We start from the raw sequence: 13,311 nt of genomic DNA, 5'->3' as shown, positions 1-13,311 counted from the left end.
CAACAGGCGGTGCAGAACTGTCGCTTACGTGATACATATTCCGAAATGGAATTCGTGACCACGCGCCCTGTCATCCTTCAGGTCCTGCCAGCCCTTGAATCAGGCGGCATCGAACAGGGCACCATCGAAATGGCCGCCGCCATCACGCAGGCCGGCGGCACGGCCCTGGTCGCCAGCGCGGGCGGGCGGCTGATCCCGAAACTGCGCTATGTCGGCGCAACGCCGGTCCATCTGGACCTGCGGGCCAAGAACCCGTTCTCCATCCTGCGCAATTCGCTGCGCCTGGCGCAGATCATACGCCAGTATTCCGTAAGGCTGGTTCACGCGCGCTCACGCGCGCCGGCATGGGCGGCGGCGTCCGCCTGCCGCCGCACGGGCGTGCCGCTGGTGACGACGTGGCATGGCGTCTATGGCAACAACATCCCCGGAAAGCGGCGGTACAATGCCGTCATGGCATCGGGGCAGCGGGTCATCGCCGTCAGCGAATACATCGCACACAGGCTGCGCACGGAATACAGGGTGGGCGACGACCGGCTGCGCCTGATCCCGCGCGGGGCGGACGTGACGCGCTTCGACCCGCAGGGCGTGCGCGGCAACAGGGTGCAGGGCCTGCTGGACAAATGGGACCTGCCCGATCAGGCCGCCATCATCCTGCTGCCCGGACGGATCACGGCGTGGAAGGGGCAGATGCTGCTGCTTGACGCGCTGGCGCGGATGGAACGGACGGGCGGGTGCGGGCGGGAATGGGTCTGCGTCTTCGTCGGCGATGCGAAGGAACGCGACAGGCACACGCAGGCGCTGGTGGAACGCACGAAGGAGACGGGACTGCGTGAACGGGTGCGCTTTGCCGGCCACTGCGCGGACATGCCCGCCGCCATGATGCTGGCGGACCTTGTGGTCGTCCCGTCCCTGCGGCCCGAACCCTTTGGCCGCGTCGTGGTGGAGGCACAGGCCATGGGCCGGCCCGTCGTGGTCGCCGCCCACGGCGCGGCGCTGGAAACGGTGGAAGACGGGGTGACGGGCTTTACCTTTCCGCCCGGCGACGCCATCGCCCTGGCGGAGGCGATCCGCACGGCCCTGGGCATGACGCCCGAACAGCGCACGGCCATGGCCGCCACGGCGCGGGAAAACGTGATGGCGCATTACACCAGCCACGGCATGCAGTATGCGACGCTGGCGGTCTATGACGAGCTTCTTCATGCCGGGCTGGCGGAGGCATTCCTCCATAACACCAGCACCCTGATGCACGATTACGACCTGGCCCAGCAGGCCTCGTAAGCAGGGGGCCGGGCGGGGCATGCGACGCCGTATCGCCAGCATGGCATGTCGCGTGCCATGCGGCATTGATCTGCCGCACGGGTCATGGCGAAAGCACCGCAGCCACCCCGTCACGGCATATGCCATATGCACACAGGGGATTTACAAGCCGCAAGGCGATTGAAATTCTCGTGCAAGAATTTCATGGATACGCCATGCAACCGGATGACGTACGATCCGCAGATCATAACAAACAGGAATTTCGGGGCCTCAACATGAGCGATACACTTTCTGTCCAGACGGAGGCCCCGCAGCGGGACCAGGCCACAACGGCGCCAGCCACGCCCGCCACGTCACATCCCGACCTGCGCACCGTCGATACGGACCCCAATTTCTGGTTCCCGGTCGCATGGTCGTCACAGGTGCGCAAGGGAAAGGCGTTTGGCGTGCGCTATGCCGGCGTGCCCATCGCGCTGGTCCGCCCGGAGGAAGGCAGCGTCTTCGCGCTGTATGACCGCTGCCCCCACCGTCAGGTGCCGCTGAGCAAGGGTACCGTCAACGGACAGACCGTGCGCTGCTGCTATCACGGGTGGGCGTTCGGGCGGTCGGGACGCTGCATCGACGTCCCGTATCTTGGCAAGGGCAAGCTGCCCAACGGCGTGCGCACCTATCCCTGCCGCGAAGCGGGCGGCCTTGTCTTCATCTTCCCCGGCGACCCGGAAAAGGCGGACACCGTTCCCTTCCCCAAGCTGGGAAGCGTGGACAACCCCGCCTACAAGACCAAGCATTTCAGCCCGCGCGTGGACTGCCATTACACGTTCATGCACGAAAACCTGATGGACATGAACCACCAGTTCCTGCACCGCCGCCAGATGGGCCAGATCAAGGCGCGCTTCCTGGGGCAGGACAAGGGCGAGAACTTCATCGAGGCCCGCTACAGCTTCATGCGCAGCGCGGGCCAGCAGCCGCTGGCCGAACGCCTGATCTTTGGCAAGCACAAGGACCTCAAGGGCGCGGAACAGCCGGTGGAGGAGGTCGTCACCATCCGTACGACCTATCCGTACCAGACGCTGCAGATCCACGACAAGGATGGCGACCTGATCATGGACCTGTGGGTCGCCTATGTCCCCGTGGACAAGGACCAGCGCGTCACGCAGTCCTTTGGCCTGCTGTCGGTGCTGCGCCCGCAGACGCCGCTGCTGATCGACCTGATCTGGCCCGCGCTGGGCTGGTTCACCAACCGCATCTTCCTTGAGGACAAGGATATCGTGGAACTGGAACAGCAGGCATGGAACGAACAGGGCGGCGACCGCAACGTGGAAATCTTCCCCGTGGTCAAGGCGCTGCGTGAACTGCTGGTGCGCTGCGGCGTTCCGGCCGGCAAGGGCATGCCCGAAACGGCGAACCCCGCCCCCGCCGGCGCGGCCTGATCCCACCACAGCCCCTGACATCCCCCGCCCCGCCGCCATCGCGCGGCGGGGCCAGACGGTTCCCGCCCGCATGACAGACGCGCCCCCCCCGCCCGACAGCGCCCACGGCCCCACCAAGGCACAGAGCGCGCGCGCCGAGGCCAGCCGCATCGCCCGCCAGCAGCGCGAGGCGCAGGCCCTGCGCGACAACCTGCGCCGCCGCAAGCAGCAGATGCGCGCCCGCGCCACGCCAGACACGGCGCCGCCATCTGACGGCACGCCCCGGACATACGGCACGCCCCGGACATAAAGCACGCCCCCGGCGCATAACACGATTGCGCGACTCGACCACCTTCGCTAGTGGTCGCAGCCTGCCCGCGTGGGACATGCCCTCCCCGATGCATGAAGAAAGGGACCTCATGCCAATAATGCCCGACTCCTGGATTCGCCGCATGGCCGTCGAATCCGGCATGATCGAACCCTTTGTCGAAAAACAGAACCGCGAGGGCGTGATTTCCTACGGCCTGTCCTCCTACGGCTACGACGCGCGCGTGGCGTCGGAATTCAAGATTTTCACCGATGTCGACAACGCGGTGGTGGACCCCAAGAATTTCGCGGAAAACAGCTTCGTCACCCGCCATGGCGACTGCTGCACCATCCCGCCCCACAGCTTCGTCCTGGCGCACACGGTGGAATATTTCCGCATCCCGCGCGACACGCTTGTCGTGTGCCTGGGCAAGTCGACCTATGCCCGGTGCGGCATCATCGTGAACGTGACGCCGCTGGAACCGGAATGGGAAGGCCAGGTCACGATCGAAATCAGCAACACCACCCCCCTGCCCGCGCGCATCTACGCCAATGAAGGCATCTGCCAGTTCCTGTTCTTTCAGGGCGCGTCGCCGTGCGAGGTCAGCTATGCGGACCGGGCGGGAAAATACATGGGACAGCGCGGCGTCGCCCCGCCACGGATGTAGGAGAGCAGGGCAATGGACCGTTTCATCATCCGTGGCGGACACCGCCTTCATGGCGACATCGTCATCGGCGGGGCCAAGAATTCGGCGCTCAAGCTGCTGGTCGCGGGGCTTCTGACCTCAGAACCGCTGATCCTGTCGAATGTCCCGCGCATCGCGGACATCCGCACGATGCGCACCCTTTTGCAGCAGCATGGCCTTGTGGTGGAGGACCTCGACGGGACGGGATCAGTGCTGTCCGTCGGCGGGCCGATCACCAATACGGAAGCCCCCTACAACATCGTCTCCAAGATGCGGGCGTCGATCCTTGTCCTTGGCCCGCTGCTCGCACGGTGTGGGGAGGCACGGGTCTCCCTGCCCGGCGGATGCGCGATCGGCACGCGCCCGGTGGACATGCACCTCAAGGGGCTGGAGGCGCTGGGCGCGAAGATCACGCTGGAAAATGGCTATATCAACGCCCATGCGCCCGGTGGCCTGACGGGCGCGCGCATCATCCTGCCGTTCGCATCGGTGGGGGCGACGGAAAACCTGCTGATGGCGTCATGCCTGGCAAAGGGACGCACCGAAATCGTCAATGCCGCGCGCGAACCCGAAATCGGCGACCTTGTCGGCTGCCTCAACGCCATGGGCGCGCGCATCACCGGCGCGGGCAGCGGAACGCTGGTGATCGAGGGCGTCGATGCGCTGCATGGCACCGAATACCGGGTGATGCCCGACCGCATCGAATGCGGCACCTATGCCTGTGCCGCCGCGATTACCGGGGGTGACCTGCGCCTGATCGACGGGCGGGGCGAGCATCTTGGCGCCGTCGTGCGCGCGCTGGAGGAAGCGGGCGCGGAAGTCTTTCAGGAGGAAGGCGCGCTGCGCGTGCGGCGCACCGGCGCGTTGCGGGGCGTGGACATCATGACCGAACCCTATCCCGGCTTTCCCACCGACATGCAGGCGCAGTTCATGGCGCTGCTGTCGGTCGCGGAAGGGGCGTCCATGGTCACGGAGACGATTTTCGAAAACCGTTTCATGCATGTCCCCGAACTCAACCGCATGGGCGCGCGCATCAACGTGCACGGGTCGTCCGCCATCATCCGTGGCGTGCATTCCCTGTCGGGCGCGCCGGTCATGGCGACCGACCTGCGGGCCTCGTTCTCGCTGATCCTCGCGGGGCTTGCCGCCCATGGGGAGACGATCCTCAGCCGCGTCTATCACCTCGACCGCGGGTACGAGGCGGTCGAACGCAAGCTGGCGCAGTGCGGGGCGCAGATCGAACGCGTCGCGGGCTGATCCGGCGCGCGCGGGCACCCATCCGGTGGCCCGCGCCCCCGCGTAATCCGCACGGCAGGTCGCCGGAATGGGCAATTCCGGTGAAAAGCGCCCTTTCTGCATGGGGGCGGAGTGTGGTATGCGCCCATGCGACATTATTGCGCCTGTCACGCCATTTGTGATGCGGTCCGGGCGCGTTTGCACTTGTGCGGAGAATGCAGTGACCGTCCTGACCCCGGCCTCCAGCTTTGTTCCGGAAACGGACAGCCCGATCATCATCGCCCTGCCGAAGGGGCGTATCCTCAGGGCTGCCGCCCCCCTGCTGAAGGCGACAGGCATCGTACCGGCCCCGGATTTCACGGATGAAAGCAGCCGGCTGCTGCGCTTTTCCACCAATGATCCGCTGCTTGACGTGGTGCGGGTGCGTTCCTTTGACGTGGCGACGTTCGTGGCCTTTGGCGGCGCGCAGGTGGGGCTGTGCGGGGCCGACGTGCTGATGGAATTCGATTATCCCGAAATCTATGCGCCGCTGGACCTGCGCATCGGCGGATGCCGCATTTCCATCGCGCAGCCGCGTGGCAGCCACCAGTTCGATGACCAGCAGCAGTGGTCGCAGGTGCGCGTCGCGACCAAGTATCCCTCCGTCACGCGGCGGCATTTCGCGGCGCAGGGGATCAATGCCGACATCGTGCACCTGCATGGCGCGATGGAACTGGCCCCCGTGCTGGGCCTGTCGCACCTGATCGTCGATCTGGTGGACACGGGATCCACCCTGCGGGCCAACGGGCTGGAGGAGGTGCGCACCATCGCGCATGTCACCAGCCGCCTGATCGTCAACCGCACGGCCTTCAAGACGCAGCCCGAACGCATCGGGGGCATCATCAACCGTTTCCGCCAGGCCCTTGCGTCCGGCACGACACAGTCCGAGGGATAACGCCCGGCCATGAACCGCCTTGATACCAGCAGCCCTGATTTCCGCGCCGATTTCGCACGACTGCTGGCGGACCGCGACAGCGACACCGCGCGGGTCGATGGCCCCGTGACCGAAATCCTTGCGGCGGTGCGTCGCGATGGCGACGCTGCCCTGTGCGAGTTTACCCGGCGGTTCGACCGCATGGACGTCACGCCCGCGCGCCTGCGCATTTCCGACGCGGAAATCGACGCCGCCTGCGCGGAGGTGCCGCTGAAGCTGCATGCGGCGCTCGACGTGGCGGCGACCCGGATCGAATCCTTCCACCGCGCGCAGCTTCCCGCCGACCTGCGCTATGTCGATGCGCAGGGGGTAACGCTGGGCATGCGCTGGACGCCGCTGGACGCGGTGGGGCTGTATGTCCCGGGCGGCACGGCGGCCTATCCCTCGTCCGTGCTGATGAATGCGCTGCCCGCGCGCGTCGCGGGGGTCGCGCGGCTGGCCATGTGCGTGCCGACGCCTGACGGCGTGCTCAACCCGCTGGTGCTGGCCGCCGCCCGCCGCGCCGGGGTGCGCGAGATTTACCGCGTCGGCGGGGCGCAGGCGGTGGGCGCACTGGCCTATGGCACCGCGACCATCCCGGCGGTCGATCGCGTGGTGGGACCGGGCAACGCCTATGTGGCGGAGGCCAAGCGCCAGGTCTTTGGCCGGGTGGGAATCGACAGCATCGCCGGGCCGTCTGAAATCGTGATCGTGGCGGCGGACGCCAACGACCCGCGCGCCCTTGCGCTCGACCTGCTGGCGCAGGCGGAACATGACCCCATGGCGCAGGCCGTCCTGATCACGCCCGACGCCGCGCTGGCGCAGGCGGTGCAGGACGCGGTGGAGGCCGAGCTGCGCACGCTGCCGCGGGCGGAAATCGCCAGGGCAAGCTGGGACGCCCACGGCGCGATCATCACGGTGCGCGACCTGGACGAGGCGGTCACGCTGGTCAATGAAATCGCGCCGGAGCATCTGGAACTGGTGATGGATGATCCCAGGCCGGTCTTCGACAGGGTGCGGCACGCGGGCGCCATCTTCCTTGGCCGTTACTGCCCCGAGGCGATCGGCGATTATGTCGGCGGCCCGAACCATGTGCTGCCCACCAGCAGCACCGCGCGCTTTGCCTCCGGCCTGTCGGTGTTCGATTTCCTCAAGCGCACGACCTTTATCGACGCCAAGGCGGACTCGCTGCGTGAAATCGGGCCTGCCGCCGTGGCGCTGGCGCAGGCCGAAGGGCTGGACGCGCATGCGCTGAGCGTGTCGGTCCGGCTGGAGGATCTGGCGCGCGGGTCGGGTAAAGCTTGACCATGGGGGAACAATCCCCACATATCCACCCTTGTATTCCTGTCGGCGCGGCGCGGAAGTTTTTTCCGCGTCGCGCGCGGCCTTTTTTCACCATACCCAACCAACACGATTGAAGGATACGATGTCCAAGGAAGACATGATCGAATTCAGCGGCACGGTTACCGAGCTGCTCCCCAACGCCATGTTCCGCGTCAAGCTGGATAATGAACACATGATCCTGGCCCATACCAGCGGCAAGATGCGCAAGAACCGCATCCGCGTCCTGGCCGGGGATCGCGTGAACGTCGAAATGACCCCCTATGACCTGAGCAAGGGTCGCATCACGTTCCGTTTCAAATAAGACGGACCGTCCGATCATGACCCGGACCCCCGGTTCCTTCGCCACGGGAACGGGCGCGCAGCTTGTTCTTGCCTCTGCCTCGCCCCGGCGTCTTGATCTCCTGCGGCAGATCGGCCTGACCCCCGACCGGGTCATTGCCGCCGACATCGATGAAAGCCCGATGCAGGGGGAACTTCCCCGTGCCTATGCGCTGCGCATGGCTGAAGAAAAGGCCGATGCCGTCGCCTCCTCCCTTGATGTCCCCGCCCTTGTGATCGGGGCCGACACGGTGGTCGCCGCCGGACGGCGCATCCTGCCCAAGGCCGAGGACGCGCCGACCGCGCGGCGCTGCCTTTCGCTGCTGTCGGGGCGCCGCCACAGCGTCCTGACGGCCGTAACGCTGCGCCCCACCGCCGCGTGGACGCAGGGGCGCGCCAGCACCCGCATCGTCAGCAGCACCGTCGCGTTTTCCCGTCTGACCCCCCGCCAGACCGAGGCCCTGATCGCCGCCGGCGACTGGCAGGGAAAGGCCGGCGGCTATGCCATCCAGGGGCATGCCGCGGCCTTCGTGCGGTTCCTGTCGGGCAGCTATTCCGGCGTGGTCGGCCTGCCGCTGTTCGAGGTCGCGCAGATGCTGCGCGGGCAGGATGGGGACTGGATTGCGTGAGCATGCTGATCCGCGTGGCAAGTGGCCCGGGCGAAATGCGGGTTGCCCTGACCGATGGCGACCGCCTGCTTGATTACGCGTTGTGGCGGCCCGACCTGCCCGATGGGGTGGGCGACCTGTATCGTGGCCGCGTCAACGCGCATGTCCCCGCGCTGGGCGGCACGTTCATTGACCTGACGGACGGGCAGACAGGCTTCCTGCCGGATTCGGAAGGGGCCGGCCCCGTGACGCAGGGCACCGCCCTGCTGGTGCGCGTCAGCCGCAGCGCGCAGGGCGGCAAGGGCGTGCGGCTGAGCCTGCGTGGCATTCCCGACCCCCGCGCCGCCGACGGACCGCCCGCCCTGCTGTCGCGCGGCGCGGGCCCGGTGGAACGCCTGGCCGCGCGCTGGCCCGAGGCCCCCATCGTCATTGACGACCCCGCCGTGGGCGCCCGCCTGCCAGAGGGGCTGCATGCCCGGCTTGAACGCCACCCCCTGGCATTCGACGCGGAAACCGAGGTCGCGGCCGAATCCCTTTCCGATCCCAATGTCGCGCTGCCGGGGGGCATGTCGGCCACGATCACCCCCACGCCCGCGCTGGTCGCGATCGACATGGATGGCGGGCATGCCAGCATGGACCGCCGCCCCAAGCAGACGGCCCAGTTCGCGGCGAACCGCGCGGCATTGCCCGACCTTCTGCATCAGCTGCGGCTGCGCAACCTGTCGGGGGCGATTGTCCTCGATGCCGCCGGGCTTGCGGTCCGTAAGCGCCGCGCGCTGGCCGAACCGATCGAACAGGCCCTGGCCGCCGACCCGCTGCGCCCGCGCTTTCTGGGCATCAGCGCGCTGGGGCTGGCGGAAATCGTGCGCCCGCGCATTCACCCCCCCCTGCACGAACTTCTTGACAGCGTCACGGGACGCCTGCTGCGTTCCCTGCGGCAGGAGGTGCGGGCCTGTCGCGGGATGCAGGCACCGCGACCGGTCACGTTGCATGGCGGATGCGATATCGTGCGCCTGATGCGGACATTCCCCGGATGGGGCGAGGATTTCACGCGCCTTGCCGCGCGTCCCCTGCGCATCGTCATCGCGCCCGACCTGCCCCCGACAGGATGGAGGTACGACCATGACTGACACCCCCAAAAACGCGCCAGCCCCCTGCCCCGTATGCGGCAGGCCGATGGTCCGCGATTATCGCCCGTTCTGTTCGCGCCGGTGCGCGGATATCGACCTTGGCCGCTGGTTCACGGGGCAGTACCGGGTCCCGGCAGGAAGTGATTTCAACGATATGGACGAAAATCATACAAGACGGGTTGATCCCGATGAAGAGGTAGGGTAAAGCCTGCACATCGTCAGGGCGGTTCACCCCGCCCCGGCCCGCCGGACAACGGCTCCGGTGCCCAAGTAGCTCAGTTGGTAGAGCATGCGACTGAAAATCGCAGTGTCGGTGGTTCGATCCCGCCCTTGGGCACCATTCTTTCCCGAAAATCTGGCCTGATGCGTCAACATCCAATTTCCGGATATCAGGCGTCCTGTCCGGATCCTGGAATGACTGGTTGAAAAGACAGGTCCAGTAATAGCCTGAAATCATAAAAGCTTCGAAAAGACGCCGCCTTTTTGAAAAAAGGCAGCACCCGAAAACTTTTGGTATTTTTTATCAACAGGCTGTTTTCAAACAGTTCCTAATGAAAATCAGCGCGGTATTTCGCCACGGCGGCCTGGGCGCAGGCTTCGTCCTTGTCACCGCCCGGCGCGCCGGACACGCCGATACCGCCCAGCACGCTGTTATCCGTCACCTTGCGCAGGGTAACGCCACCGGGGACGAACAGGACCTCGGGGATGGTGTTGAGCGCCCCGTTGGCCGGCCCCGTCACCTTTGCCGCGATCAGTTCGCTGGTCGTGTTCATGTTGAAGGCCAGGCCATAGGAATAGGCGGTATAGGCCTTGCGATAGGAAACCGACAGCGACTGCAACGGCACGCTGTCCCCCTTGATGACAACCTGCTGGTGGCCTGTCGTATCGACAACCGCCGCCGTCACGGAATAGCCCTGTGCCTGGCAGTACCGCACGGCTTCGGACGCCAGCCGTTCCGCCGTGGACCAGTCCAGCTTCTGCATGGTGACGACATGACCCTGCGCATGGGCCGCAGGCGCCGCCAGCGACGCCACAAGAACAGCCGCCAACGCCATCTGCCTGTAAGAACACGTCATCCCGTTTCCCTTCGCCACCGTACGACCGGCAGTCATCATGGGAGAACAGCAGCGTTCCCTACAACCGCAAACAGGCATCCCGCAGATGACAATATGTGCCACGGCAGGACGAACGGCAGAGCCGGCGATCATGCATTGCCCCGTCCATGCAGGACGCTGCCGTTTCCGTGTGGAACAAAAGACTGCAACCAAAAGAGAATATTTAAAGAATAAGCTCAGTAATAAACTGAAATTATGAAAGGTTTTTGGTGAATATTTTTTCAAAAAGCTTCGAAAGACGTCACCTTTTTGAAAAAAGGCGACACCCAAAAACTTTTATTATTTTATCAGCTGACAACACGCCCCAAGAAAATTCTGGAAAACGCTTCAGTCAGCAAGACGCCGCCTTTTGGGAAAAAGGCGGCGCCCAGAAACTTTTGTGATTTTTATCAGCCAGCTGGTTTCAAATGGCCTTTTATTTGGCCTCTCGCGCGTGGACCCATTTTTCCACTTCTTCCGGGGGCATCGGACGCGCGAACAGGTATCCCTGCATCACGTCGCAGTTCAGGGCCTTGAGCATCTCGTACTGCTGTTCGGTTTCCACGCCCTCGGTCACCACGGCCATGCCAAGGCGCGAACCGATGCCGACAACCGCCGTGGTCACCGCCTGCGCGTTGGCGTCGTGATCGAGGTTCATGATGAAGCTGCGGTCGATCTTGATTTCAGTCAGCGGCAGGCGCATCAGACGCGACAGGGAGGAATACCCCGTCCCGAAATCATCCATCGACAGGCCGATGCCCAGATTGCGGATCTTGTCCAGCACGCCAAGCGTATCGCCATTTTTTTCCATCATGATGCTTTCGGTGATTTCCACCGTCAGGCGATGGGCCGGCACGGAATATTCACTCAGCAGGTTGGACAGGTATCCCGGTAGCGAACGATCCCTGAAGTGACCCGCCGACAGGTTGACCGAAACGGTTGGCACATGGACGCCCGCCCGGTCCCACTGCGTGATCTGACGCATCGCCTGTTCCAGCGACCATTTGCCGATGGCCTCGATCTGGCCGGTTTCCTCCGCCACCGCGATAAAGCGCGAGGGATAGATGTTGCCCAGCGTCGGATGGTTCCACCGCGACAGGGCCTCCACCCCGTACAGTTCCCCCGTGCTGGTTTTCACCTGCGGCTGGTAATAAAGCGTCAGCAGGCCATCAGCGATGGATTCCCGCAGCGCAAGCCCGAGTACCAGACGATCCTGCGCCGCCTTGTTATCCTCGTTGGAGGCAACCCGGAACGTGCCCGGTCCCTGCTTCTTGGCATTGCGCATCGCCTGTTCGGCGTAGCTGAGCAGCGATTCACCATCCGGCCCATGTTCCGGAAACTGGCTGATCCCGATGCAGACCGTCCCCACGATCTGGTTGCCCGAGATATTGATCGGCTCGCGCATGGTGTTCATGATTTTGCGCGCAAGTTCCATCACCGCCGGGCCGCTGATATTGGGCACGATGACAATGAACTCGTTCGCGCCGGAACGGCTGAGGATGTAATTGCTGCGCGACAGGCTCTTGAGCCGTTCCGCCACCGTCTTCAGGAACGCGTCGCCATTGACGTGGCCCAGCGCGTCATTGATGTCGCGGAAACGGTCGATATCAATCATGTAGATCGCGAACTGCGCATCGTTGGGCAGCGAGATCATCGTCTTGATCATCCGGTGGGCGACCGAACGGTTCAGGAATCCTGTCAGCGGGTCATAATTCGACAGCTGGGAAATGTGCTGCCGCGCCTCGTGCTGTTCGATGACAAGGCCGCAGAACGGCACGCACCCTTCGACGATCTTCTGCGGCCAGTTGCTCAGCTTGTGCTGGTTGCGCGAATACAGGGCGAAGATGCCAAGCGTGCGCCCCTTGCGGTTCCTGATTCCCAGCGCCCAGCACGAATACAGGCCCAGCGACACGCCCAGCGCGTGATAGCTTTCCCACACGATGGACATGGCCTCGGTCGGGTCCTGATCCAGCGCCTGCAGGTCGGCGGGCGTCAGGTCCATCCGTTCCAGCGCCAGCGCGAAACGGCGCGGCAGACCGGGACCGGAGAGGATCTGCAGGTGCCCGTCCTCGCCCAGAAGCATCAGGACGGCGACCGTATTGGGCACAAAGCCCTCGACCTCCTGGCAGATCATGTCCGCCACGTCCTGGATCACGGTTTCGCCCGACAGGGCGTCGAAGACGCTCTTCTGGAGGTCCAGCAGCCGCTTGCGGTGTCCCTCTTCCGTCACGCCCTTCATGAACGCCATGTAGTAGCGCTTTTTCTCCGGCCCGATCAGCGCGGTCGATATCGACATCTCGCCGGAAATATAATCGCCGCTCTTGCTTTCGAACGTGACCTCGCGCGAGGTGCCGACGATCTTGTTAATGCCCGTCTTGCGGTTGGCATCGATATAGCCGTCATGCTGCTGGCGATAGATGCTGGGGACAAGGCAGCTTACGTTCCGGCCCAGCACCTCGTGCTTGGCATAACCCCACAGCGCTTCGGCCGCGCTGTTGAAAAAGACGATCCTGTTCTTGTCATCAATGATGACGACGCCGTCCGATGCCTGTTCCAGCAGGTCAAGACCGACCATGGCATCCATTGGCGGCGGAGTAGGCTCGTTTTTTGTATCGATCTTGTTCATCGGGTCATGGGTCCACGGTCGAAAGCTGGTCAGGAATACGGTACCGGACGGATATCGCGGCCTGCCGCCGCCACATGCCCGGAGGCATCATGGCAAGAAATGTAAACATCCTGCCTGGTATCGAATATCACTTCGAAACCATCAAACGAATATCACTTTTTCTGTTTTTTATATTATAGCATGCACATCTATACTTCGGGTCTCGTGATGGCAGATCTCGCATGCCCCTGAGGCATGAGCAGATGTACAAATAAAATTCTGAATGATACCTGTTTCAAGGATAGAGATTTATTAAAGAAACTGGCACCGGATGGCAAGGGCAAAGATACATATCTGATGCAATGA

Annotated in this window: 14 protein-coding genes and 1 tRNA gene; 13 read left to right on the top strand and 2 right to left on the bottom strand. The window is 64.2% G+C overall.

What is annotated here, in order from left to right; all coding sequences use genetic code 11:
* Positions 1-45 precede the first annotated feature (45 nt).
* The 12 genes from CFR71_RS06600 (at position 46) to CFR71_RS06545 (ending at position 9,586) form a co-directional block, all read left to right on the top strand.
* On the top strand, positions 46-1,278 hold the full coding sequence (locus CFR71_RS06600) for a glycosyltransferase family 4 protein (RefSeq protein ID WP_110528906.1): 1,233 nt from the start codon (positions 46-48) through the stop codon (positions 1,276-1,278).
* Positions 1,279-1,532: 254 nt separating this feature from the next.
* The gene (locus tag CFR71_RS06595; RefSeq protein WP_110528903.1) at positions 1,533-2,687 is read left to right on the top strand and encodes an aromatic ring-hydroxylating oxygenase subunit alpha; all 1,155 of its coding nucleotides are present in this window, start codon (positions 1,533-1,535) and stop codon (positions 2,685-2,687) included.
* Positions 2,688-2,757: 70 nt separating this feature from the next.
* Entirely contained in the window at positions 2,758-2,976 is a 219-nt protein-coding gene (locus CFR71_RS06590) for a hypothetical protein (RefSeq protein WP_110528900.1), read from the top strand.
* Between the two features lie 109 nt (positions 2,977-3,085).
* Positions 3,086-3,640: a dCTP deaminase gene (dcd, locus tag CFR71_RS06585; protein ID WP_110529103.1), complete on the top strand. Its 555-nt coding sequence runs from the start codon at positions 3,086-3,088 to the stop codon at positions 3,638-3,640.
* 12 nt (positions 3,641-3,652) lie between these two features.
* Positions 3,653-4,915, top strand: coding sequence for a UDP-N-acetylglucosamine 1-carboxyvinyltransferase (gene murA / locus CFR71_RS06580; protein ID WP_110528897.1), 1,263 nt, complete (start codon positions 3,653-3,655; stop codon positions 4,913-4,915).
* A 160-nt stretch (positions 4,916-5,075) separates the two neighbouring features.
* Positions 5,076-5,828 (top strand): ATP phosphoribosyltransferase, encoded by a 753-nt coding sequence (gene hisG / locus CFR71_RS06575; protein ID WP_110529099.1) that lies wholly within the window; start codon positions 5,076-5,078, stop codon positions 5,826-5,828.
* 9 nt (positions 5,829-5,837) lie between these two features.
* Positions 5,838-7,151: a histidinol dehydrogenase gene (hisD, locus tag CFR71_RS06570; RefSeq protein ID WP_110528894.1), complete on the top strand. Its 1,314-nt coding sequence runs from the start codon at positions 5,838-5,840 to the stop codon at positions 7,149-7,151.
* A 121-nt stretch (positions 7,152-7,272) separates the two neighbouring features.
* Complete coding sequence (infA, locus tag CFR71_RS06565) at positions 7,273-7,491, top strand: translation initiation factor IF-1 (RefSeq protein WP_003622234.1); 219 nt, start codon at positions 7,273-7,275, stop codon at positions 7,489-7,491.
* A 16-nt stretch (positions 7,492-7,507) separates the two neighbouring features.
* On the top strand, positions 7,508-8,137 hold the full coding sequence (locus CFR71_RS06560; protein WP_110528891.1) for a Maf family protein: 630 nt from the start codon (positions 7,508-7,510) through the stop codon (positions 8,135-8,137).
* 2 nt (positions 8,138-8,139) lie between these two features.
* Positions 8,140-9,246, top strand: coding sequence for a ribonuclease E/G (locus CFR71_RS06555; RefSeq protein WP_110528888.1), 1,107 nt, complete (start codon positions 8,140-8,142; stop codon positions 9,244-9,246).
* Entirely contained in the window at positions 9,239-9,451 is a 213-nt protein-coding gene (locus tag CFR71_RS06550) for a DNA gyrase inhibitor YacG (RefSeq protein WP_110528885.1), read from the top strand. Before CFR71_RS06555 ends, CFR71_RS06550 begins: the two co-directional genes overlap by 8 nt.
* Before the next feature lie 59 nt (positions 9,452-9,510).
* A tRNA-Phe gene (locus tag CFR71_RS06545) sits at positions 9,511-9,586 on the top strand.
* A gap of 208 nt (positions 9,587-9,794) precedes the next feature.
* On the opposite strand, the gene CFR71_RS06540 is transcribed toward CFR71_RS06545, so the two are convergent.
* Positions 9,795-10,301, bottom strand: a complete 507-nt coding sequence (locus CFR71_RS06540) for a GlcG/HbpS family heme-binding protein (RefSeq protein ID WP_239020294.1) — start codon at positions 10,299-10,301, stop codon at positions 9,795-9,797.
* 269 nt (positions 10,302-10,570) lie between these two features.
* Here CFR71_RS06540 and CFR71_RS16440 point away from each other — a divergent pair, with 269 nt between their 5' ends.
* Positions 10,571-10,744 carry a hypothetical protein gene (locus CFR71_RS16440; RefSeq protein WP_165832043.1) on the top strand — a complete coding sequence of 58 codons (174 nt, stop codon included), beginning with the start codon at positions 10,571-10,573 and terminating at the stop codon, positions 10,742-10,744.
* Positions 10,745-10,776: 32 nt separating this feature from the next.
* Here the strand turns inward: CFR71_RS16440 and CFR71_RS06535 are convergent, their stop codons facing one another.
* On the bottom strand, positions 10,777-12,966 hold the full coding sequence (locus CFR71_RS06535) for an EAL domain-containing protein (protein WP_110528880.1): 2,190 nt from the start codon (positions 12,964-12,966) through the stop codon (positions 10,777-10,779).
* Between the last annotated feature and the right edge of the window lie 345 nt (positions 12,967-13,311).

The organism is Novacetimonas pomaceti (genome assembly GCF_003207955.1).
GTDB classification, from domain to species: domain Bacteria; phylum Pseudomonadota; class Alphaproteobacteria; order Acetobacterales; family Acetobacteraceae; genus Novacetimonas; species Novacetimonas pomaceti.
The sequence above is the reverse complement of the archived record's forward strand: the minus strand, read 5'-3'. Positions and strand labels throughout refer to the sequence as shown.